Below are 24005 nucleotides of genomic sequence, written 5' to 3' on the forward strand. Positions count from 1 at the left end.
TTCTATCTATTGTATTGTCATATCCTATCCGTCATTAGGGGTTCTTTTTTTCTATGCTACTGCGTTAATGCCCCCTTTTTTTCTTTTAAAAATATTACTTTTGCGCTGCAGCTTCGATATCTGCATATGCCCAGTGTGTAGCTGGTACATCACTGAACGTTGGCGTAACTGCACCAGTTAGGGGTGTGCGGTTGAACAGCACGTTCAGCACTTTCACCGCTTCAGCACGGGTCAGCTTACTGTCCGGTTTGAATGTACCATCGTTGTAACCGACCATCAGACCAGCAGATTGCACGTATGCAATCGCATCTGCTGCCCACAGATCTGCGGATACGTCTGTGAAGGAAACTGCTGGACCATTCACGGTTGTATAACTCGCTTGTTGCTGCATCCAGCGATACGCAATGGTAGCCATCTGTGCACGGGTGATCGAACCTTCCGGTGCGAATTGAGTGTTGCTCATGCCATTCATGATACCAGCGGATTGCGCTTTTTGAATCTCACTTGTTGCCCAGTGTGTCGCAGATACATCCTTGTAGCTCACACCATTAGTAGAACCTGCTGCCGGTTCAGTTGGAAGATTGCGAGCAAGCATAGCTGCCATCTGTGCACGGGTTACGAATGCATCTGGACGGAAGTCAGTACCGAAACCTTGGATGTACGGTTGATGTGTACTTTGTGAAGCTTTCAGTCCATCCACAACAACGAGGGTGAACGTACTGAATTTGGTTACGGTAAATTCGATGCCTTCGCTGTTATCCGCGAGTTTCACCAATTTGCCTTGAATCAACTCTTTTGTGCCGTCACTGTGTTCGATATAGATCGCCAGGTTGTCCAATGCTTGCTGACGAGCAGTCGGATCAGTTGGCAGACTGTCACGCAGTGGCAACGTGAGTGTCACTTCGCGGCTCTGCATATTCGTGTCGATCTCTACCGGACGAGCCAGTACGCGAACATTCGTGTTTGGAGCAATTTGTTGAATCAATTGCTCTTTCTTCGCACGTTCTTCAACTTCTTTGCGCTCCGATTCTTTTTTCAGTGGAACCACACGGAAGTACAAGTCTTGATCGAATCCAGCGATGGAACTCGTCGGAACGGAAATCACTACATTTTCAGTAGAGATTTCAAGTTTCAGCGAACCATCATTCAGTTCTTTTACCGCTGCTTTAGGCAGTTCAATACGTGTCTCGGACACGGAATCTTTGGTATCTGGAATAACAATGCGTGCGGTGTTCATATTCAATTGCTTCGCTTTTTCAACAGATTCCTTGGCAATCGCTTCGGTCATTTTCACCAGATCTTTGATCGTGCCGTTGGTTTCAGTTGTACGGGTAATCGGCGTTTTGGTCAGGTTGGTGCCGTTTGTTCCATTAACGTCAACCACGATCTGCTCTTGTTTCTTTGTTGGTGCAGGTGTAGACGTTACTGGTGTGGTCGTGGACGATCCACCACCTGTGCTACCACCCGGGTTAGGCGTTGGAGTATTGCCATTATCTGTGCTGCTATCACCATTCTGTGTAAAGACAAACTTCACAGCGCGGCCTGGCAGTTCATCGCTGATTGCTTTGTAACGAACCCATACCGTTTTGTTGCCGCTAAGGTCCATTTTTTGAATGAAGGCAACATCAATCCAGTGCAGCTTATTGTCAAAGGATATCTCCATCGTGCTGTCCAAGCCCATTAGGGTGTTATTGATATCATTGCCCTTCACATCTGGAGCCGTAAAGAATCGGTTAAATACATATTGCAGATTCCCAACATCCTCGTAACTGTCTTGTTCATTTAGGACCCATTCAGCCAATTCCTTCTGGCCTTCAGGACTGAGTTCTGCCCTTTTGGATAAATCAAGAGCGCCTCTAAGATTAAATTTGTATTTGCTGAAGAACGTTTCACCTGTAAGTTGATCTTTCATTGCTTTATCAAGCCATTGATCCATTCGCGGTATAGAGGTAGCTTGCTCAAATGAATCGATAGGCATAGAGAGGAGATTCAGAACAATATCAGGATCAACAATATCCCCTTTAGACACTCCTTCCAACCTTTCGAATGCGACTAGATGCAAGTAATTGAATGCTAGTACACCTTTATCTACTTTGCTAAGTTCCAAATGTTGTTGTCCAAGGCTACGTAACACATATGTCTGTTGGTCATTAAAGTGATTAGGTCCATTTACTAATTGCTGAGCGAGCAGATCCAGCTTATTCCTAAGAACACTGAGTTCCCTCTGCTCCCAAACAGATTGTGCCAATACACCAAGTTCAATCATATATTGGACCTGTTCTTTATTTTTGTAATCTTTATTTACATATTCAATCAAGAATCCCGCAATGAAATCTCTAACCTGCAAAGACAAGGCACCGTATCCATTGGGTAAAGTAATACCCAGATCAGGATCTTCCATAGCCATTCGCATTGCTTCTATATTACTGTTGCTCTTTGCAGTATTTAAGACAGTCAATGGATCGCTTTCGTTATCATCTGGGAAAAATTTATTAAATGCAGTCTGAATTGCTTCGAAACTTGCATATCCACCAAGTGGTCTCTCGCTAAGCATATGGTCTGCCAGTTGTTCTCGTTCCTCGTTTGTCAGATCGTGCACTTTACCTACACCCAAAGGAAAACTTCCAAGTGGGTTTTCCGGGTGCTCGGAGTTGTATGACTCGACATCTGATTGAATGTCATACATTTTGTACAACGATTCCAACATACCTTCTGTCGTTTCAACTCTATTTATAAATGGAGTATCATCCACTGCTGTTTCCATATAAGAAAGAATTTTTCTTATTTCAAGGTTTCTTCTGAGTTTACTTTCAAATAAAAAAGCGGTCATACGTCTATCAATCACGTCAGATTTGAGATACAGGTTTATACGTTTATAGTATCCATCTTCGGTACCAGGATAATCAAAATGCTCTATCCGCTCTGCTAGTTTCCCATAAAACTCATCCAGCACTTCTCTTGAGGCTGATCCCCCGATTTTACGAGGAAGTTCAAGTGCTTGCAGAGCCAATTGCACCATATATTGAACTTGTTCCTTATTCTCATACCCTTCACTAGTCGGTGGATCTATACGCAATAAATATTCTATGATGTCCTCCTGATCCTCGTCAGACAACGATTTGAAATCGGGATCAGCTATGAAATTTTTGTTACTAAGTAACTCGATTAGTTCAGGTGTGAAATCCGTATGCTCACCTTGATCCTTTCTTTTTTTAATTTCGTTATACTGCTCCAACAAGGCTGAACTATTGGGTTCGAAAAACGCATCAAATTCTTTCTGAACTTCGGATACCGTTTCATAACCGTTTTGCGGCTTATGATCAATCATCCATTGAGCCAGTTCTTCTCTCTTTTGATCATTTTCTTCAATGGCCTCCATTTTCTCCATCTGAACTGGAAAAGGGACTATACTGGAGTCCATGGTACTCATCATTCTGGTCATTCGATTATGTTTCATCATGGAGTTTAGTGCTTCGTCCATATCCGATACATTGTTAGGAGTATTAATTGGTCGATATTCATCGATTAATGTTTTCATAAAATTAAGCTGTGAACCGTAAGGTACAGAATCTTGTGATCTGTTTATGGAAGCCCCAAACATAGCAATATTCATATACATTGGTTTATCGACACCGCTCAACATGTTATAGACAACGCTTGCCTCAACCATTGGCTGTGCTTCGTCATACGGTAGAAAACCTCCCGCCTGACTATACAATCCATATACCTCATCCAAAAGATATTCTGCATTATTTGAATTCATCACTTTAGGCATTTTTAACAAGTTATATAGGAGTGCAAAAACATACTCAACTTGGCTTTGACTCTCATAATCTACCTCCCGTGGTAGCAAAAGAATTATTCCTCGAGTCAGTTCTTTCTTTTGCTCATCATTCAGCAGGTTATAGGTGGTGGAAATATCGGTCATATCTATCAAACTGCCGCTCTCCAACATACCCTGAACTTCTGGAATAGCTACTTCAATATCCTTATCTGAACTTCTGATTTGGTTAAGTTGGTCCAACGGAGTAAATGGGTCAGCACTTGCAATCCCACCCACGCTAACCACCTGTAATAACAAAACAGCAATTAAAAGGTAGCTTATAAGCTTTTTGTAAACCATGTAATCTGTTCCTCCCTATCTCATGTTTTTTACATATAAATTCAATCTATCTGATACGTAAGACCTATTGTAGTGCACTGCAATAAACAGAATCTAAACAAAAAAAGTAAATAAAAGGAAAAGGATCCACCCTGTAGTGCAAAAACAGGATAGATCTCAATTTTTTTCGCCAAAATTCATCATTTTATTTTTAAAAAAGTATTCTTTTGGACCTATATAACTCTGGCTCTTAAATCAGGGTGTACCCGCCATCCACATACAATGGAACTTCACAGCAAAAAAACGAGAGACAGATCACCTGATATCAGGCATATCTGCATCCCGTCTTTGTCACATCACATTCCAATCTGACCCCATACGATCTCAATGGTCGCCTACCTAAGAAAGTAGACCCAGCCTCAGTACTCTTGCAATATTCTCGATGGTACGTTCCACATTCTCCGGGCCTTCTCGCAATAGTCGATCCAGATCTGCTGCCCCAGGCACAATACCAAATATGGCATCGATGCCTTCCGCGTAGAGGGTGTCGATCCCTTCGCCCACATAGCCTGCAAGAGCAATCACAGGTTTACCCGCTTCCTTGGCTGCCCGAGCAACACCATAGGGGGTTTTGCCAAATTTCGTTTGGAAGTCGATACCGCCTTCGCCCGTAAATACCACATCCGCAGCAATCAACTTTTCACGCAACTCAGTATATTCAATGACAATCTCAATCCCTTTACGTAATACAGCCTGTGTAAAAATCAAGAGTCCTGCGCCCAATCCACCCGCCGCTCCCGCTCCTTGTACATCTCGGATATCTTTGTGTAGCTGCTGTTTCACCACATCTGCATAATGGGACAGATTCACATCCAGCTGTTCAACCATCTCTGGAGTTGCCCCTTTTTGTGGTCCAAACACCCTTGATGCGCCATGCTCCCCACATAGGGGATTGGTCACATCACAGGCCACAATGAACTCCACTTCCTGCAAACGCTCATCCAGACCGGATACATCAATCTGAGCCAGTTGATCCAGAGCCCCGCCACCACGCGCAAGCGGCTGACCCTGTGCATTCAGAAACTTCGCACCAAGTGCTTCAGCCATGCCAGCCCCACCATCGTTGGTCGCGCTACCACCAATGCCAATGATGATCTTGCGTATGCCAAGGTCTAGACATGCGCGAATCAACTCGCCTGTTCCATAGGTTGTCGTCCGGAGCGGGTCCCGGGTGTCCTTGGTAACCAAGTGGATGCCACTGGCCGATGCCATCTCGATGGCCGCCGTTGTTCCGCCACCCAGAATGCCATACTGTGCAGTGACTGTCTGGCCCAATGGTCCGCTCACCTCGTGCTGGTGAAGGACCCCGCCGGAAGCGTCCACAAGGGACTGCACCGTACCTTCCCCACCATCTGCCATAGGTACATGAATATAGCTTGCCGTCGGGTATATTTTACGCAACCCTTTTTCCATTGCGATACATACTTCTTTCGCTGTCATGCTTTCTTTGAACGAATCCGGTGCCAGAACAAATGTCTTCTCTCTAGTCTCTCTCATATCCTAAAGGAGAACACGGTTTTCCATAATATTTTTCATGCTGATATGGGATTTGGAGGGTCCCAGCTTCACCAGTGAATCCTGAAATCCGGCAAGTTCTTCAATGGACGCCGTCTGTACTTTGATCAGATAGTTATACTCACCGCTAATTCGATAGACATCCGTGACTTCGATAGCCTGTTCACAGAACTGGACCAACTCGTCGCAATGCTCTGTTTTGAGCAAAATAAACGTCGTGGTTCCACGGTTTAATTGGGCTAAATTATAGATGGTTGAATATCCTGTTATCACACCTCTCTCCTCCAGTTTCAGGATTCTTTCCTTAACCGAAGGTTGGGACATGTTAATTTCTTTGCTTATCTGTGCAACGGGGATACGTGCATGATGTTGCAACAAGCGCATAATCTGCTGATCGATTTCATCTATCATGTGTTCCATTTGTAAGACCTCCGAATCGTTGGCTTATTTAATAAGGTTTTCCTGATAAATTAGCTAAAAATAGTTGGATTTCATCTCATTATATCCTTTGATATAGTATGGTTCCAATGCGATATTAACCCTATACTTTAGAATACAATCTGAAGAAGGAGCGATGTAATGTGAGTGTTATTGGACTTGCACATGTAGCCATTCAGGCTCGTAATTACGAAGATACTCTGGCGTTTTATACAAAAGTATTGGGATTCAAGGTCGGTCACTCCTGGAGCTTGCCTTCCTTCCACATTACCGAGGCATGTATGCTGATCTCTCCGGATCAGCGTACCTGTATTGAGGTATTTGATCCAAAAGCAGTCATTCCCGCCGAGGGTGAACCTGCCACCTCTCCTGAAGCGGTCCGGCACGGCGCACTGTTACATTTCGCCTTTTACGTGCATGATGTAGAAGATATCTATGAGCGAGCGCTCGCCCATGGAGCCAAGTCCTATGTTGAACCGGATTGGATATCGCTTGGCGAACCTGCACTTCAGGTTAGAAATGCGCTTGTTCACAGCCCCAATGGTGAAGTGATCGAATTCCTTGAAGAGATTAATTTCGACAGATCCTCATCCTCACCATCATCCATATGAAGTACACAAACAGCCTGTTGCCTCATCATCCGTGGCAGCAGGCTATTTCATGGTTGAGTTTCCTTGGAGCATCAGCATACGCACCTACCCTACTCCTGCTCTGTATTCCCCAGTGTATACTCGCTCAATTTCCCTTCATAGACCAGTTGCAATCGTTCACTCTGGCGAAAATCATCCGGTGTCACCAGCGCCGGCAGCTTGTTCCACAGTTTGATTCCCGAACGCTGTAGAATTTCAGCTACAAATTGGGAGCAGAAGTAGGAGTTGCTGAACTCCACCGGTTCCTTGAGCGTAATACCAATCACGCCAAGCAGATTGTACATATATTTCTGGCGGCTGCGGATGAAGATGTGCAGGACACGTTTCATCTTTTCCACTTCACGATCCGTCACCTGAAGCTTGTATATGACACATGTGGTATTGGGATACTTGCTGTATGTACCTGTCTGAATATTTTCCTTCACAAACCCGCCATTCAGCGGATTACTCGGATGCTTGCGGCCGAAGCTGTACAGCTCGGTTAACTCCCGGTCAAATGAGATCGATGCGTGATTATATGGCGCTCGGGTATAGCTCTGAATAACCTTGGTAAACAGCGTTCCTGTATTCGTAAGCAGGATATAGATGGAGCGTTCATCTGTCATAGCAAAATTTCCCCTTATCAAGTTGGCACTATTCCTTCATAATAACATAGGTACCCTATAATGGAATCTTACTTTGAATAAGCAGGTGATCGGTACGTGAGCAGTTCACTCTTTACACTAACGTTAATCTTCACAGCTTTACTTCTGATACATATCGTGTACAAAATTATTGCAAAGCTTCAGCCAAGCAAAGACTATTCAGGCATCGGCCAAAAAATCAAAACCTGGTGGGGTATGTTTGTGATCTTCTGCCTCGCCACCCTTTTTAACCCCATCGTGTCCCTCATCTCCCTCATGGTGCTTGCATTCTTCTCACTCAAAGAATACTTCTCCATGATTCGCAGTACACGCAAAGCCGACCGCAGACTGTTCCTGTGGGCGTATCTGGCGATTCCGGTTCAGTTCTACTGGATCTATATTGGATGGTATGGCATGTTTATCGTGTTTATTCCCCTATATGTGTTCCTGGTGTTGCCCTTGCCACGTCTGATTAACAAAGGTACGGTCGGTTTCCTGCGCAGTGTCAGCTCCACACAATGGGGACTAATGCTGATGGTGTTTGGACTGAGCCACCTGGCCTATTTTCCATTTGCCACACCGGAGTACGGGTCCAAGCTGGTGTTGTTCTTGGTCGTGTTAACACAGCTTAATGATGTGGTGCACTATCTGGTCTCTCTCTATCTGGGCAAACGAAAAGTGGTGCCTACCGCCAATCCTTTTGTCACCTGGGAAGGGTTCGCATGTGCGTTCATTGTAACGACAGCAACGTCTTATTTTATCCATCCCTACCTGACGCCATTTGATTGGAAATTCTCGCTGTTCATCGGGGTGTTGATCAGTCTGGCCGGATTCTTCGGCAGTCTGACGGTGTCTGTACTGAAGCGCGATCTGTTAATCGGGGATGACAACAAGTTTGATTCGCTCAAAAAAAGCTACCTGAGCCGGGTCGACAGCCTGACCTATACCTCTCCGGTTATGTTTCACGTGGTCCGTTATTTCTTTGACTTTATGTAGCAACAGATAGATCGGCGATCTTGTAATTAAGTATGTCAAAAAAAGCAGCCACTTAGGCTGCTTTTCCTGTTCAACAGGCCCTAGACGGAGCCTTCATAATGTGCCTGCTACTTCAACGTAATTTCTTTTTCGGACATGATTTCGTTCCCCTCATCATTTGTGAAGACAAATGTGGCCTTGCCCCGCTCGCCCTTCATCTCATCCGAGTAGATAAAGCCGGAGAATTGTCCATTGCCGCTAAAGTAAAACCCCTCTTCACCATTCCCACCATGTTCAATGGCTTCCTGTAGTGAATTCACAATCGTCACCGTGTTAGACGTCCATCGCATCTCCGTTAGTGCATAACCCTTCGGAACCTGTTTAATTCCAAAATCAAAGCTGTTACCCTCGCTCGGTTTCTCCGACTGGTCAATGACGATATCAATCTGCTCAGACGGTTCAGTGGATTCCGATTGAGCCGTAGGCTTGCCCTCATCACCACTGGCACTGCCTTGGCTATTGTTATTCTTCGCATCCGCATTCGGAACAGAGTTTTCTCCGGCTTCCTCTACAGGTTGCTTCGATTGCGGATAGGCGTGCTCCTGAACAGATTCATTATTATTCTTGGCGCCACAGGCACTGACGAATAGCGAAATACAGAGCACAGACATGCAAAGTACAGATTTCTTTATATTCATGATCATCATCTCATTCTCCCTTCATCCATTTACAGCACATATATCTATGTCAGTTGAACTAATCATTTACACGATAACGGAGAGGACAGAAAAAACCTGAAAAAGCGAAGCGGTCGCCTAAAAGCTTTCTGAAAGAAAGCTACATCGGAAGCATACGCTATCCCCGGATTTTCCCTTTAAGAAAGGGGAATCAAAAAATCTGGGGATAACAGCGATTGGAAGGTTATTCTGTCATCGTAGTGTCAGTGTAAATATTCTTTAGTTCAACTTATATAGCACACCACTTACTAATCACTACACCATATCGTCCCACATGAAGCTCCATTATATGTAAATGATTAATAAATTCAATATGTAACTGCACCTCGATGAGTAAAAAAGAACTCTATTCATGACGTCATGCACCGTCTATTTTATCGGTCAAACCCAGGTAAGACCAACACTTGTCCAATCTGAATGGCGTTATGCTCAATCTTGTTCACTTTCTTGATAGCTTCTACATACACACGAGTGTCCATCTGCTGAGGTTTATGTGCCAATGAAATGCCCCACAGTGTATCTCCCTGAGATACAACGATCTGGTCCCCCGATAATAATTGCTCATCCCCGGCAAATGCAGTGAATACAGCACTACACCCTATGATTATAATTAGAGTTATAGTGACGATCTTCATTAGCCAGGTTGGCGTCTTCACACGCTGCATGAATTGATCTTTAACATACACGGTGGGAGACTCGGACGTTTTGGTATAAACGGATTCATAAATACTTTTGTACGTAGAATATCTCATTCTAGTCGACCTCCAGACTTTCATTCCGCTAATCTTTAATTTCATGTTTACCTATGTATTTTTCCTATAACAATGAATGATCAATAATTCAATCTTTCACTATATAGGTATCTTTGCCTAAGTGTCCCTAGCCTGATAGGTCTATACTACCAGTTCACTCTAAACAAATTCTGAACAACCGAATTTCAATGTTATATCCGATTTAATCTATCCAATATTCATGCCTGATTTTCGGCGATGCTTGCTGCAACGTTTTTCTATAATAGGTATAGACAAAGATTCTAATGAGTAAGGACGTGCCCCCATGATTTCTGCTGATCTAAAGGAACAATATTACGAGGCGCTTGTGGCCAAGGATTCGGAATACGAGGGTTTATTCTATGTTGGAGTCCGAACCACGGGTGTGTTCTGTCGTCCCACATGTCCTGCGCGAAAGCCAAAATTTGAAAACTGCGAATTCTATGAGACGGCTCAGCAGGCACTTCTGGCCTCTTATCGCCCTTGCCAGCGCTGTCGCCCGCTCTCTCACCCTAACCAAGTATCCGATGTCGTTCGCATATTAGTGGAAGCTGTGGAGAAAAATCCGGAGAAACGCTGGAAAGGACAGGATTTCAAGGCCCTCTCCATCGACGAATCCACTGCTCGCCGTCAGTTTAAGAAGCGGTTCGGCATGACCTTTGTTGAATATGCTCGCGCTCGCCGCATGGGACTTGCCCTGAAAAATATTCGCTCCGGCCGCACCGTGATTGATAGCCAATTATCTACCGGATATGAATCAAGCAGCGGCTTCCGCGATGCCTTTTCACGGATCATGGGAGCCGCCCCTACACAAGTCGATGAAGGACATATCCTGAAAGCGTCCTGGATTGACACCCGCCTCGGCCCGATGATGGCCATTGCTGATGAGGAGTCGCTATATTTACTGGAATTTGTAGACCGCAGAGGTCTGGAACGCGAAGTTGAGCGTCTGCGTAAACGAACCAAATCAGCGATTGTGCCCGGCACTACAGCTCCCATCCAGTCCATTGAGCGTGAACTAAACGAGTACTTTCAAGGTATTCGGACAGCATTCGACACACCGTTGTTCTGTTTAGGAACACTATTCCAAAAACTTGTGTGGGAACAGCTGATGGCCATTCCGGCTGGTGAAACGAGGTCATATCAAGAGATAGCAAATGCACTGGGAAAACCGACTGCGTGCCGAGCTGTAGCACAGGCAAATGGGGCCAATCAGCTTGCGATTGTGATTCCATGTCACCGTGTAATCAATGCCAGTGGTGAGCTGGGCGGATACGGCGGAGGATTAACTCGCAAAAACTGGCTGTTGACTCACGAGAAACAAAAAAAGGGTAGCTAAAAAACAGAATGAAGTAATGAAGTACGCATCAAATATCCAAAGAAATGCATGATATAACAAAGGAGAGTCAACATAATATGAGTAACTTAGAAGAAAAAGCAGCGTTGTTCCAACAATACCATGTGAAAGGAAAACCACTTGTTCTGGTCAATGTGTGGGATGCCGGAAGTGCGCAAGCCATTCAATCCGCTGGAGCAACGGCCATTGCTACCGGAAGCTGGTCCGTTGCTGCGGCCCACGGTGAACGCGATGGTGAAGCCATGCCATTCCATCTGGTGCTTGCCAATCTTGCACGGATTACAGCAAGCGTGGATCTGCCTGTAACGATCGATATAGAGGGAGGGTATGGGAGGTCTGTGTCAGAAGTGAAGCAAAATATCCTGCAAGTCATCGATCATGGTGCTGTAGGAATCAACATGGAAGATCAACTTCCCGCTGGCTTGGGATTGTACACTGTGGAGGAGCAATGCCCGAGATTGTCCGCCGCCCGGGAATCTGCGGAGCAGGCAGGCATCCCGTTGTTCATTAACGCCCGCACAGATATTTTCCTGCAACATGCACCTGAACACCATAACCACTCTCTCCTGGAGGAAGCACTTATACGTTCGAGCCATTATGCAGATGCAGGAGCCAGTGGTCTGTTTGTACCCGGTTTGCAGGATCACCAACTGATTCAGGAATTGTGTGAGCGTTCACCGCTGCCAATTAACGTCATGGTTACGTCTCCTGAGCCTTCACCAAAACAGCTTGCCACACTGGGTGTAGCACGTGTAAGCTATGGGCCATATCCCTATCTGCAAGTTATGGAACACCTGAAAGAACTGGGGAGAAACATTTTATCGGGAAATTAACAGGAGGGCATGTTATAATCACCTCTATTGAACATTTACAGGAGGCAATTATGCTTAACGTGGAACAAAAGCTTGAAGTGCTACAATCGTATCCCCAACTACAACGCAAAGATGTTTCTCTCGGTCGTGTTAATTTCCACTACGAGGATAGTGCGTATGATAAAAAGATTGTTGCTCTCCATATTCATCCTAACGGTAACGGTTATATCTATGCAGGACTACTAACTAACTATGAGACCGATGCTAAAGGATTCGTCAATATTCGTGATTACTCCGAAACAGATCTGCGCACATTGTTAGATGAAACGATCCAAGCGATGTCTCACAATCCCAACGCAGTTGAATTTAAAGAACCAGAACAAGTAAAAGCTGCTGCTCCTGCATTGTCTACAACCTCTACGAATGGCGGAACGTGGATCGATGAAGATGGACATACACTGACTTTAAAATACGAAGATGACATGTGGTATGTGTATTCCGGTGATAATCTGGATATGGCATTTGAAACGCGTAGCGAAGCTGGCGAGTATCTCAAAGACGAAGGATTCAAACCGCAGGCTCAGGCTTAGCGCATACAGATTCATTTTGGATTGCAGAAAAAACACGAGGCGTGTTCGCACTCGTGTTTTTTGTATTACAGGAAGTTTCGCTTAGATTCCTTGCCCAGTTCCTTTATAACTGTTTCCTGTCAGTCTTTTTTGGATTTCATGGTAAGCGGTGCATTCTTCATCATCGGGTACGTAGACAGAAGTAGCGCACCGCCAATGCATCCCAGAACGGTGAACAATGTCATGCGATTGATCCTAGCAATCCACAACATAAACTCACCAAGATCGCCCAATGTAATGATCAGCGTAAAGACCAAACCAACCCCAAAGAACATAATGAAGAAGTTACGCATCCCCAAGCGCATCCAACAAACCGTTGGGAAGACTGAGATTCCCAGTACGAGAAAGCCGCACATCAGATCGATCCACAGATAGGATAAGAAATGATATTCGCTTGAATACAACATGCCCGGTTGATAAAGGGTTACGCCAACAATTCCTTTTTCCTGAAGCAGGTGTATGAGGAAATACGCCATATGCAGAATGACCATGGTGCCTGCAACCATCCATACCGAGTTCATATAGAAAGATTTCATGAATTGAATTCGTGTACTGCCCATACCGATCGCAACCGGAAACAGTGTAATAATTCCCCCGATTGCAAATGTACATATCCCTCCGTACATTGGACCAAACAGTTGCGTAGCATACGAGACATCAAATATGAAGCCAATGGCCAGATATACAACGGCGAGCATTAGAGCGATGGATGAAAATATGCCCAGATACAAACGCATATCATCGCGAATCAGTCGGTTCGTACCTTTTACTGCGTTCATGGTTTAACCCCCTCTTGATTACGGGTCCTATTAACCAAATAATCTTGTAGTGTCGCTTTCTCAATGGAAAGCCCCTGCGAATGAGCGATATCCTTCCACATTTTCGAGTAGGGCTCATCAATCATCACTTTCACAGTCGATCCCATCTGGGAAGACTCTATAACTTTAACACCTGCTGTGACTCGGTTGATATCGTCAATTACCCCTGTTAGAAGAACTCCTTTTTCGCGCATCTCTTCCATCGGTTGATTTAACAACACCTCTCCAGCTTGCAAAACGATAAGGGACTCACATAAAGGCTGAATCTCCTCAATATGATGGCTGGATATCAGAATCAGGCGTGGGTTATCTTCATAACTTTCCAGTAGCGCATTGTAGAAGAACTTACGCTTCTCAGCATCGAGCCCATTGGTAGGTTCATCCAGAATGGTTATCTTTGCATTACTGGCAAGACCTAATATAATCTGGGTGGCAGTCTTCATGCCTTTCGAAAATTTAATGATTTTCTTCTTCTCCGGTAGTTCGAACACATTGATTAAACGTTCCGCCAAATCCTGATTCCACTGCGGATGGAAATACTGCCCCATTTGAACCATGTCACTAACCGTCCAGTTTTTCCCCAGGGGATGATTCTCCTGAATGTAGCACAGATGCTCTTGGGCAGCCAGATTATTATAGGGGTCTTGACCCATGATCTGAACGGTTCCACTGTCCGGGCGGTTATGCCCTGCCAGTAAACTCATCATGGTTGTTTTGCCCGCTCCATTTCTTCCCCAGATTGCACTAATGATTGGCTCACTCTCATGTAGCGTAACCTGGTTCAGAACGGGCGTCTTCTGGTAGCTGTAGTTGACCTGCTCCATATGAATCATAACTCACTCTCCTTATCCTTCTTGCCGCGAATCAGATCAATAATCATGTCTTCATTCATGTGAATCCGTCTGGCTTCTTCAAGTAAAGGCTTGATGTATTCTTCATAAAAATCTTGCTTCCGTTCAACGAGCAATGCTTCTCTTGCTCCCTTTGCAACAAACATTCCAACACCTCGCTGTTTGTATATAATCCCCTTGTCCACGAGTTCCTGCAGTCCTTTGCGGGCTGTAGCCGGATTGATATTGTAGAAGCGCGACAGTTCATTGGTTGAGGGAACCTGTTCTTCCACCTTCAATCTGCCTTCCACAATATCGTCCATAATCATCGTAGCAATCTGATGAAAAATAGGCTGAGATTCATCCAAAGTCGATTTCATGTGCCTCCAACTTTCATACGTATTCATTAGTGAGTTAGTCGGTTAGTTACTCATGTAACTAACTATAGTATACAAAGACGCAAATGTAAATAGGCGAACTTAATTCATCGCCTTTCCTACCTTGACTCTGTTGTATTGATTAATAAGCCCGTCCAGGACTACGGATTGCTGGATCACTTCCGGATGAAGCAGACTGCCGTATTCCATATGCATGCGATATAACAACTGTCTGGCATCTTCGATCCGTGATATCAAATCGAGGCGATCCATAGTACCCCTCCTTTTTGTCATATTTTAGTGTATTATGCCAATCATAAGCGCATGTGAGATACGACATACTTATTCTTCCACTTTGATACACAAAAAAAGAACGCTTCTGATTTATTCAGAAGCGTCCGTTGGTTCAGGCTTATGTCCCTAAACCGTGATCATTCGTTCGGTAAATTGAAGGGTCTGGATTCTCCACAGTCGGGACAGGTCCAGTAACAGGAGCTACAATGCTCACCACTATACTACATGTAACTATCAGCAAAGCCAGCTTTCTCTTCATTGAGTTTCTGCACCTCACCAATCAAGATTTTGTACTGCTGTATAGCTGTGTCAGACGCATATTCCCTGTATTGCTCAAACAGTCCGACACCTCTAAGCATACCTCGTCCATCGCTAATTTCAATAGAAAATCTCAAGCTGTTCAGTACAAAATCTAATCCCTCCACAAACCTGTCTTTTTTAAGACAATACGTGCCTAATCCAGCCAAAAGACGAACGTAGCGATCATCGGTTACCTGCTTGCTTACTTTCCCAATCCGATTTCTCTGTTCATGATAAGTGAAGTATGGCTCATATTGATTGAGTACATGATCTATGTTCATATCATAACGGTTAGCGGCCGTTACAATATCACAAAGCGCTGGAAATATCTCATTTTCCTTCGTTGAGATATACGCAAGGTAGTCAGGTAATACTTCAAACTGCCCAGCCATTAATTGATATATATAACGATTACCCTCAGCCCATTCCTGAAACTGATGAATAACCACTTTTTCTTCAGGTTCAGGCTCTTTCACCCAACTGTAATCGGAGTATAATGCAACATACTTCAATGCCATTTCATAGTTGTTCAAGTGGAAGTGGGCACTCCCACAGGCTAAATACGCATACATAATATAAAAAACGATAGGTCGTTTGGTCTCTTCTTGTTTCCTTCGGCCATTCATCTCATAATGGATGGCTGCTTTCACCTTCAGCTTTTCAGATAGTTCCTGAACTTTGCTCCATCTGTGAAGTGATGCAAATGCATTAATCAGTTCGTTAAGCGCATCCAATTGATAGCGTTCATCCAGCCGATCCACATAGTATTCGAACCGAGCTGCAATAATCAGATTCCGCTGCTGATCATTGGTTAGCCCCAACCTGAACAGTCGATACTGACAGAGTGCAAGCCGCTCGGAATGTTGCATTTTCTCGCTTTCAGCAATGTTTTCATATAGAAGAATGGCTGGTTTGAATTTACCCGCTTGGTAGAATTCTTCAGCCACATCAAATAACAAAGGAATATAGGATAGATTATCCATCATCAGACGAATAACCTCTTCAATACAGTCCAACTTGTCCAACTCGGCACAGCGATGAAGGAAGGGTCCCAGTCTTCGCCAGTCCGGGGTCGCGTGTACAAAACACTCGTCTATGTATAACTCATAGAAGTAACCTTCTTCCAGTCTCATGGCGGAAGTGATGCGATCCAACTGCTGCATGGCAATAGGCCGATTTTTATTCAAAATATTGCTGAGCGTACCCGAATTAATCCCTGACGTTTCCGAAAAATGACTAATGGACATCTGTTCACGCTTCAGATAACTTTCCAAGTGATCGCGTATCGTGGTTGTCGACTCCAAACGAACACCACCCTCCAAAATAAAAAACATAAACGGGATTATCGGTATGCAAAAGTAATTATATGTAATTAGAAAGTATCGGTCAATATAATAATTTCAACTAATTTGTATTAAAACCATTTTAATCCTTTTATAAAACGGACAATCCTATCCTTATTTTATATCGGAAACGCGCCTGACATCAAACCTGAAAATAGGCAAAAAACACGAGCCATTCACAGGCTCGTGTCCTCAACTGACTCAGCAGTCAGCTTTCTCACTATAACTTGGATTTAAGGCAGTATATTGCCTGCTGCACGGTAAATTTCATACCACTCTGGACGAGTGAGATGAACATCTCCTGCTTTTACACAGTCTTGCAGACGTTCAATATTCATCGTGCCTGTCACAGGTTGCATCTGCGCAGGGTGACGAAGCAACCATGCGATTGCAATCGTTGTATTGCTCACGTCATATTTCGCAGCAATCTCGTCAATCTTTGCATTCAATTCCGGGAACTTGTCGCTACCCAGGAATACACCTTCGAAGAATCCGTACTGGAACGGGGACCACGGCTGAATGGTGATATCATGCAGACGACAATAATCAAGGATACTGCCGTCACGGTTAACTGCAGCATCGTTCTCCATGTTCACGTTGATGCCACTGTCAATCATCGTGGTATTGGTAATACTCATCTGCAACTGGTTGGCTACCAGTGGCTGTTTCACGTATTTTTTCAACAATTCGATCTGGTTCGGATTCTGGTTGGATACCCCGAAGTGACGCACTTTACCTTCGCGCTCCAGTTGATCAAAGGCTTCAGCCACTTCCTCCGGCTCAACCAATGCATCAGGACGGTGCAGAAGCAGAACGTCAAGATATTCCGTTTTCAGACGTTGCAGGATACCATCGACTGAATTCAGGATGTGCTCTTTGGAGAAATCAAACATGCCTTTGCGGATACCGCATTTGGATTGAAGAATCATATTTTCACGAACTTGGGGATTCATCTGTACCGCTTCGGCGAAGATTTCCTCACATGTTCCTGTACCATAAATGTCGGCATGGTCAAAGAAATTCGCGCCAACCTCCATTGCAGAACGAACAAAATGTTCGGCTTCCTTACCGTCTAGTGAATTAATCCGCATACAGCCCACCGCGACTACAGGTACTTCTAGTGCACTGCTGCCCAATTTAATCGTTCTCAAGATGTTTTCCCTCCATATTCGAATATTATCGTGTATCTTACCTTTGATTGTGACATATATCTGCAATCGGTTTCAATAGCTTTATCCTACATTCATATGGAGAAATGATAGGTTCTACATTCCAGCCTATATATCCAAAAGAATAAGTTATACTTCTTCAGGTATGATAACCTCAATGTGCCTTGGCAGGACACCGATATGAATCGGCAGGGCAGGACCTTCTTCCCCATCTACATTGGTGCGAATGGCTTCGTCTGAGCGAACATGAACTTCTTTGGCTGTAAAATAGTCCACGTCCTTATGGTCTTTCAGACTACCAAAGAAAAGGGAAGTGCCAAGGGTCAAACTGTTGAACACACTGATATTACGAACAACAAAACAATGTATCAAACCATCGTCCACCTCTGCATCCGGGGACAACTTCTCGAATCCTCCGACCGAGTTGGTCAGCGCCGCCAGAAAAAGTGGCGATTCCCCCTCCCAGAACTGTCCGTCATATTCGATGGTTAGATGATTGGCTGGTGTATTCACCAGGTCTTTCAAGCCTTCTTTGAGATATGCGAATGATCCCAACTTCGACTTCTCTTCCGAGGATACGGAGAACAAAGCTTCTGCCAAAGAACCCGCAGCCACAACGTTGGCAAACAGGCGATCATTGATTTTCCCCAAATCCACGAAATGGGTCTGATTCGAACGTAACTGCCTAATGGCTTCTTCCGGGTCAAGCGAGATATTCAGCGCACGTGCAAAATCATTCACCGTACCTAGCGGTACCACGCCCAGTCGGGGACGGTGATCCTGATCCATCATGCCGTTAATCGTCTCATGTAGTGTACCGTCGCCTCCGATGGAGATGACCAGATCACAGCCGTCTTTGCAGGCACTCAGACAGTAGTTGGTCGCATCACCTTCCCCAGCCGTCTCATTAACAACCACCTCATACTGCTGTGACTCCAGAACTTCTCTGACTTGGGACACATACTGCTCGGCCTCTTCCTTACCTGACGATGGATTACTAATGATCATGGCTTGGCGCATACTCACATCTTCCCCTCCAAAATGGCATCTTTACTTCATCTTTACCCGTTTCAAGGGTGGGTTGAATAGGGTCTGCGGGGGATGTTCCATTTTTTTTGATAAACATGTCTCTGAAGAGTGCAGAGCAGGGTTTGTTTCATATAGAATAGAAGTAGACAAATACCCATTACGAAATTTCTTGTTCCTTTTCCCTATTGACGGGTTAATAACTATAGATGTGCTTTGAGCCGAACCTACATATGTTAAACTCTTCAATTCACACTGAACACTCCGTGGGCAGAATAACCTTTCGGTCGCTGTTATCGTGTAACTACTATACTTATCTAACTCAATCTGTTCGGATTATTTTATAATTCTAAAAAATCGGAGGGAATGCATGCAATGAGAAGAATGACGCTACTATTTCTAGTATTCATCCTGAGTCTCGGGGCATCGGGGCAAGCCATGGCTTACACCACTACAGACTTGGGCGAGGGAATCATTGAAGATCCAGCTTTGGAGGACGGACTGAAGTTAATCCTGAACAAACCTCTGGATGTGCCATTAACTTCAACGGATCTGGAGCAGCTTGAGGTGGTGGATCTGAGCAATGCAGGTATTCACAGCCTCTCCGGTCTCGAATATGCAACCAATCTGACTCACCTCCGATTATATGGAAATGAGATTGAGGATCTCACACCGCTGGAGCACCTAACCCAGCTTCGGGAAATCGATGTTCGCAATAATTACATTACATCCATAGACGCACTTACTGAATTGAAAGACTTGGGACGGCTGTATATCAGCAACAATTCCATTTCTTCCATAGAGGTTGTACGTGAGTTCAACCGATTACATACGTTCCACGCCAGCGGTAACCAGATTGCCAGTCTTGCGGCCCTCTCGGATGCGGATGCACTGAAGTGGCTCGAGATCTCGAACAATACCATTAGCAATCTGACACCGCTCATGGGTAAAACTCGGCTCCAACAACTCAATGTATCGAATAACCAGATTCAAACGCTGGACGTACTGGCTGAATTGCCAAATACACTGCGGAATCTGAATGTGGCAGGCAACCAAATCACGGATCTGACACCACTGGAGCACATGACACGCCTTCGGACACTTGATATCTCTGGTAACCAAGTACAGCATCTCAAGGGGCTTGAGGGGCTGACTGGGCTGACGGAGCTGAATGCAGAGTCCAATCAGATCTATGATCTGGAACCTTTACGGCAGCTTTCCAGCCTGGACGTATTAAAATTATCCAACAACCGGGTGTGGGATCTGACACCAATCGCAGGTTTTACGTTTACCCGTGATCAGTCAGCGACAAATGCTATACAGGATATATCGGCGTCTACCTCGTTATCCTCCGGTATTCAGACTTCTGTATCAGAGGTTGAGCCTGCCGGACTCACGGTGCAGAACAATTATCTGGATGTTGTGAGTGGCAGTCATACGATGCAGCTTCTGAACCGGATGAATGTGCGGGAGCAGAAACGAACGCCGCAAGGCAGCTTCCAGCGTCTGATTGAAGGGTCAACCACCGCCTATGTCGGGGACCGTGCTTATGCACTGGATGCTGCACCTTTTATCGATGAGGGCCGGACCTATGTGCCTCTGCGTTTTGTCTCCGAGCAGTTAAATGCCCGTGTGAACTGGAACAGCGGTACGCGCGAAGCTGTGATCACACAGAATGATAAGACCATCCGCTGGAGCGTGGGCAACAAACAAGTTGTTGTGGATGATACGCTTGCGATCAATGATGCTCCTCTTCTGATGAAAAATGGTAAAGCTTTTGTACCGGTACGCTTCATCTCGGAGCAATTCAATACGACGGTTGGTTACATCCGAAGCAGCAAAACGATTCTGATTTTTGAAAATAAACAGCTTGGTGAGAGTGTGCAGCCTTAAATAGTGTCTCACGTTCATTTCCAGCCATAAGAGAATATGAGAAACAAGCAAAGTCCCCGTCTGAACGATCAGCGGGGATTTTGTTGTGTCATGACAGTTGTATTATGACATTGGATAATGGTATATGGACATCGCCGATCACAAACAAATACAGCATATAATCTGTCTATTCGGATACGAACTCGTGATACTCCATCTTCGATTAGGGTAAATTTTACACGGTTTAGCATATCTTCTTTTACAGCGGGGGTTGTTATACTGAACGTAATATATATGACAACTGAGGTTCAATCGAGGAGGAAATTCATATGACATTCACGTTCACTGGTTATTCCACAACCCAAGACAGCTCGTGGAGAGAGCTATCTTTTGTGCCGACTAATGAAAGCGCTAACTTAAAACTGACGGGTGAACAGTACCAACTTGTGGAAGGGTTTGGTGGCTGTTTTAACGAGCTTGGTTATATGGCTCTGTCCCACTTGAATGAGGAGCAGCGCCATGAGGTATTTCACTCTCTCTTCCATCCAGAGGGTGAGCACAAGTTTAACATCTGTCGCCTGCCGATCGGCGCAAGTGATTATGCAGAGCAATGGTACAGCCACAACGAAGTGGACGGCGACGTGGCCATGGAACATTTTTCGATCAAACGTGACTTCAAATATCTGATTCCTTACATCAAGGAAGCTCTGAGTTATAACCCGAACCTGCAATTCTTCGCCTCGCCATGGAGCCCGCCAACGTGGATGAAGTCGCCCAAAGCCTATAACTATGGGACACTGCGCTGGGAGAAAGATATTCTGGAGGCCTACGCCCTGTATTTTGTGAAATTTGTACAGGCTTACCGTGACGCAGGCATTACCATCCATCAGGTGCATGTGCAGAACGAAGTGATTGCAGATCAGAAATTCCCTTCTTGCATGTGGACAGGCGAGCAGCTTCGTGAGTTCATCGCCGATTATCTGGGCCCGGCTTTTGACAAACACGGTCTGGATACGGAAATCTGGCTCGGAACGATCAACGCCCCTGATCCATGGGAGGAATTAATCAAGAAAAAAACGAATGACTTCGACGAATACGCCGGACTTGTCCTGAGTGATCCAAAGGCGTATTCCTATATCAAGGGTGTTGGATATCAGTGGGCAGGCAAAAATGCCATTCAACGTACCTCGGCAAGTTATCCGGAGCTGCGTTATATGCAGACCGAGAACGAATGCGGTGATGGCAACAACTCATGGAATTACGCCAAATATGTATATAACCTCTACCAGCATTACTTCAGCAACGGAGTGAACGCGTACATCTACTGGAACATGGTTCTGGAACCCAAAGGCCGCAGCACATGGGGCTGGGAGCAAAACTCCATGATCACCGTAGATCCGGACAATAAGGAGGTTACTCGGAACCCGGAGTATTATGTGATGAAACACTTCGCTCATCATATTGTTCCTGGTGCTCGAAAAGTCGGTCTGTCAGGCGCCTGGAGCGGGAAATCCGTCGCTTTCCGCAACCCGGATAACAGTCTCGTCATTGTCATCAACAACCCATTCCAGGACCGTCGTGACCTGTATCTAACCCTTGAAGAAGGACAGACCCTACACATGAAGTTGGAAGCCGATTCGTTCAACAGCATGGTTATTCAACCGAAGTAACTAATCCAATACCTCGTTAGAAACGCGGACATCAATAGCGTCAGGCTCCAAAGATTCCCCGGGCCGGCGCTATTTTTTATGGGCCAGACCAGGCTTATTTTCACCATTATTACTCCTGTGAAACACAAGCCGAAGGCAACTTAAAGATATGACGTTCCACCTTTTATATTTACAAATCTATAAATCTAGATATAATGTAATCCAGAGCTTACTCTCATGTCCATCACATTATAGGAGTTATAGGAGGCAAGGCAGATTCATTTCGACATAATACATCTATTTTTCTGTATATCTAAATTCACTGGAGGTACGCTTTACATGAAATCACAACAGGTCAACCCGCTGCTTATCCTGATTCTGGCACTAGGTGTATTCGGGATCATTACAACAGAAATGGGGATTGTGGGGGTGCTGCCTCAGGTTGCGCACAAATTCGGTATCTCGGCTGCACAGGCAGGTTGGCTGGTCAGTATATTTGCGCTGGTCGTAGCCATCGCGGGTCCCTTTCTCACCTTGCTGGCGTCTGGAATTAATCGCAAAATCATCCTTTTAGCCGCTGTGCTGATGTTTGCCATTTCGAACGTCGTCTATGCCTACGCCACAACATTTGATACCATGCTTATCTTCCGTATCATTCCCGCGTTATTCCATCCCGTCTTCTTTTCCGTAGCCCTGGTCACCAGTGCCCAACTCGTTCCGGCAGAGAAAAGCAGTCAGGCCGTCGCCAAAGTATTCACCGGAGTTACCGCGGGCTTTGCCTTTGGCGTGCCACTGACATCGTATCTTGCTGAACGCCTATCCCTCGAAATCGCCTTCCTGTTTGGAGCGATGGTCAGTGTGGTCGCTTTGATCGGCATATGGATCTGGTTACCCTCGATGCCCGTGAAGGAAAAGATGTCCTATGGCAAGCAACTCGGTATTCTGCGCAAACCTGGATTATGGCTGAATGTTGCCGCAGTCATTTTTATATTCGCCGCCATGTTCTCCGTATACAGCTATTTCGCCGAGTATCTTGGACAGGTCACCCAAATGAGCGGATCATGGATCAGTGTCATGCTGACTGTCTTTGGTGTCGTCATGATCATCGGAAATTTGGGGTTTGGACAGTTTCTGCGTAAGAGCGTGGTCCGAACTGTCCTCATGTTCCCCCTGCTGTATGTAGCAGCTTACGCACTCGTCTATTGGGCCGGTCCCCACTTCATGTGGATGGTTATTGTAGTCATCCTCTGGGCATCCGTGCATTCAGGAGGATTAATTGTAAGCCAAACCTGGTTAACCGCTGAAGCGCAAGATGCGCCTGAATTCGGCAACAGCTTGTATGTATCCTTTTCCAACCTCGGTATTACCCTGGGTACTGCTATCGGCGGCTGGTTCATCGCAAACCTGGGAGTACATCAACTGGTCTGGAGCGGAATGATCTTTGCACTGATCGCTTTTGTATTGATATGGATTAAAATCAAATGCTTCTCCTCACGCTCGGTTGCTTAAAGTTCAGAACGACCATCATTCGGATTCTTGACTCCTCGCACCAGTGGTTGATCAAACAGGGAGACAAAATATTCGCACATCAAAAAGCGCCATGTCCCCATACTCATCATGTGGGACAGGCGCTTTTTGATGTGATATCATTATCGAATT

The 24005-nt window shown here is 45.2% G+C and carries 21 protein-coding genes; 8 read left to right on the top strand and 13 right to left on the bottom strand.

The window, feature by feature from the left end:
* Positions 1 to 94: 94 nt before the first annotated feature.
* The 3 genes from ACETMN_RS32445 to ACETMN_RS32455 all read right to left on the bottom strand — a co-directional run bounded on the left by ACETMN_RS32445 (position 95) and on the right by ACETMN_RS32455 (position 6097).
* Entirely contained in the window at positions 95 to 4123 is a 4029-nt protein-coding gene (locus tag ACETMN_RS32445; protein WP_091012390.1) for an S-layer homology domain-containing protein, read from the bottom strand.
* Between the two features lie 378 nt (positions 4124 to 4501).
* Positions 4502 to 5659, bottom strand: coding sequence for a glycerate kinase (locus tag ACETMN_RS32450; protein WP_411735577.1), 1158 nt, complete (start codon positions 5657 to 5659; stop codon positions 4502 to 4504).
* 3 nt (positions 5660 to 5662) lie between these two features.
* Positions 5663 to 6097: an Lrp/AsnC family transcriptional regulator gene (locus tag ACETMN_RS32455; protein WP_091012387.1), complete on the bottom strand. Its 435-nt coding sequence runs from the start codon at positions 6095 to 6097 to the stop codon at positions 5663 to 5665.
* Between the two features lie 161 nt (positions 6098 to 6258).
* On the opposite strand from ACETMN_RS32455, the gene ACETMN_RS32460 reads away from it, so the two are divergent.
* A complete protein-coding gene (locus tag ACETMN_RS32460) occupies positions 6259 to 6726 on the top strand; it encodes a VOC family protein (RefSeq protein ID WP_105600498.1) in 468 nt (155 codons plus the stop codon).
* An 89-nt stretch (positions 6727 to 6815) separates the two neighbouring features.
* Here the strand turns inward: ACETMN_RS32460 and ACETMN_RS32465 are convergent, their stop codons facing one another.
* Complete coding sequence (locus ACETMN_RS32465; RefSeq protein WP_036671746.1) at positions 6816 to 7370, bottom strand: hypothetical protein; 555 nt, start codon at positions 7368 to 7370, stop codon at positions 6816 to 6818.
* 96 nt (positions 7371 to 7466) lie between these two features.
* Here ACETMN_RS32465 and ACETMN_RS32470 point away from each other — a divergent pair, with 96 nt between their 5' ends.
* The gene (locus ACETMN_RS32470) at positions 7467 to 8384 is read left to right on the top strand and encodes a phosphatidate cytidylyltransferase (protein WP_091012384.1); all 918 of its coding nucleotides are present in this window, start codon (positions 7467 to 7469) and stop codon (positions 8382 to 8384) included.
* Positions 8385 to 8491: 107 nt separating this feature from the next.
* On the opposite strand, the gene ACETMN_RS32475 is transcribed toward ACETMN_RS32470, so the two are convergent.
* Together ACETMN_RS32475 and ACETMN_RS32480 are read right to left on the bottom strand one after the other, a co-directional pair.
* Complete coding sequence (locus ACETMN_RS32475) at positions 8492 to 9067, bottom strand: hypothetical protein (protein ID WP_105600502.1); 576 nt, start codon at positions 9065 to 9067, stop codon at positions 8492 to 8494.
* Positions 9068 to 9474: 407 nt separating this feature from the next.
* On the bottom strand, positions 9475 to 9852 hold the full coding sequence (locus ACETMN_RS32480; RefSeq protein ID WP_179198387.1) for a LysM peptidoglycan-binding domain-containing protein: 378 nt from the start codon (positions 9850 to 9852) through the stop codon (positions 9475 to 9477).
* Positions 9853 to 10156: 304 nt separating this feature from the next.
* On the opposite strand from ACETMN_RS32480, the gene ACETMN_RS32485 reads away from it, so the two are divergent.
* From ACETMN_RS32485 to ACETMN_RS32495, 3 genes are all read left to right on the top strand, one after another.
* Positions 10157 to 11209 (top strand): bifunctional transcriptional activator/DNA repair enzyme AdaA, encoded by a 1053-nt coding sequence (locus ACETMN_RS32485; protein WP_091012379.1) that lies wholly within the window; start codon positions 10157 to 10159, stop codon positions 11207 to 11209.
* A gap of 77 nt (positions 11210 to 11286) precedes the next feature.
* A complete protein-coding gene (locus ACETMN_RS32490; protein WP_091012377.1) occupies positions 11287 to 12060 on the top strand; it encodes an isocitrate lyase/phosphoenolpyruvate mutase family protein in 774 nt (257 codons plus the stop codon).
* A 50-nt stretch (positions 12061 to 12110) separates the two neighbouring features.
* Positions 12111 to 12629 carry a hypothetical protein gene (locus ACETMN_RS32495; protein ID WP_192135362.1) on the top strand — a complete coding sequence of 173 codons (519 nt, stop codon included), beginning with the start codon at positions 12111 to 12113 and terminating at the stop codon, positions 12627 to 12629.
* 119 nt (positions 12630 to 12748) lie between these two features.
* Here the strand turns inward: ACETMN_RS32495 and ACETMN_RS32500 are convergent, their stop codons facing one another.
* The 7 genes from ACETMN_RS32500 to ACETMN_RS32530 all read right to left on the bottom strand — a co-directional run bounded on the left by ACETMN_RS32500 (position 12749) and on the right by ACETMN_RS32530 (position 18819).
* The gene (locus tag ACETMN_RS32500) at positions 12749 to 13447 is read right to left on the bottom strand and encodes a hypothetical protein (protein ID WP_192135364.1); all 699 of its coding nucleotides are present in this window, start codon (positions 13445 to 13447) and stop codon (positions 12749 to 12751) included.
* A complete protein-coding gene (locus ACETMN_RS32505) occupies positions 13444 to 14319 on the bottom strand; it encodes an ATP-binding cassette domain-containing protein (protein WP_411735578.1) in 876 nt (291 codons plus the stop codon). Before ACETMN_RS32505 ends, ACETMN_RS32500 begins: the two co-directional genes overlap by 4 nt.
* The gene (locus ACETMN_RS32510) at positions 14316 to 14696 is read right to left on the bottom strand and encodes a GntR family transcriptional regulator (protein ID WP_036611682.1); all 381 of its coding nucleotides are present in this window, start codon (positions 14694 to 14696) and stop codon (positions 14316 to 14318) included. The genes ACETMN_RS32505 and ACETMN_RS32510 overlap by 4 nt, the downstream gene beginning before the upstream one ends.
* 99 nt (positions 14697 to 14795) lie before the next feature.
* Positions 14796 to 14966 (bottom strand): aspartyl-phosphate phosphatase Spo0E family protein, encoded by a 171-nt coding sequence (locus ACETMN_RS32515; RefSeq protein WP_074092797.1) that lies wholly within the window; start codon positions 14964 to 14966, stop codon positions 14796 to 14798.
* A 242-nt stretch (positions 14967 to 15208) separates the two neighbouring features.
* Positions 15209 to 16591 carry a transcriptional regulator gene (locus ACETMN_RS32520; RefSeq protein ID WP_091012369.1) on the bottom strand — a complete coding sequence of 461 codons (1383 nt, stop codon included), beginning with the start codon at positions 16589 to 16591 and terminating at the stop codon, positions 15209 to 15211.
* A 272-nt stretch (positions 16592 to 16863) separates the two neighbouring features.
* Positions 16864 to 17781 carry an aldo/keto reductase family oxidoreductase gene (locus ACETMN_RS32525; RefSeq protein WP_076213731.1) on the bottom strand — a complete coding sequence of 306 codons (918 nt, stop codon included), beginning with the start codon at positions 17779 to 17781 and terminating at the stop codon, positions 16864 to 16866.
* Positions 17782 to 17928: 147 nt separating this feature from the next.
* Entirely contained in the window at positions 17929 to 18819 is an 891-nt protein-coding gene (locus tag ACETMN_RS32530) for a diacylglycerol/lipid kinase family protein (RefSeq protein ID WP_091012367.1), read from the bottom strand.
* A gap of 381 nt (positions 18820 to 19200) precedes the next feature.
* Between ACETMN_RS32530 and ACETMN_RS32535 the strand changes: the two genes are divergently transcribed.
* From ACETMN_RS32535 to ACETMN_RS32545, 3 genes are all read left to right on the top strand, one after another.
* Complete coding sequence (locus ACETMN_RS32535; RefSeq protein ID WP_179198386.1) at positions 19201 to 20718, top strand: leucine-rich repeat domain-containing protein; 1518 nt, start codon at positions 19201 to 19203, stop codon at positions 20716 to 20718.
* A gap of 308 nt (positions 20719 to 21026) precedes the next feature.
* Positions 21027 to 22367 (top strand): glycoside hydrolase family 30 protein, encoded by a 1341-nt coding sequence (locus tag ACETMN_RS32540; protein ID WP_091012363.1) that lies wholly within the window; start codon positions 21027 to 21029, stop codon positions 22365 to 22367.
* Positions 22368 to 22685: 318 nt separating this feature from the next.
* Entirely contained in the window at positions 22686 to 23855 is a 1170-nt protein-coding gene (locus ACETMN_RS32545; RefSeq protein WP_411735579.1) for an MFS transporter, read from the top strand.
* The last annotated feature ends 150 nt before the right edge of the window (positions 23856 to 24005 follow it).

It is taken from the genome of Paenibacillus sp. M2 (assembly GCF_046713495.1).
Lineage (GTDB): Bacteria > Bacillota > Bacilli > Paenibacillales > Paenibacillaceae > Paenibacillus > Paenibacillus amylolyticus_B.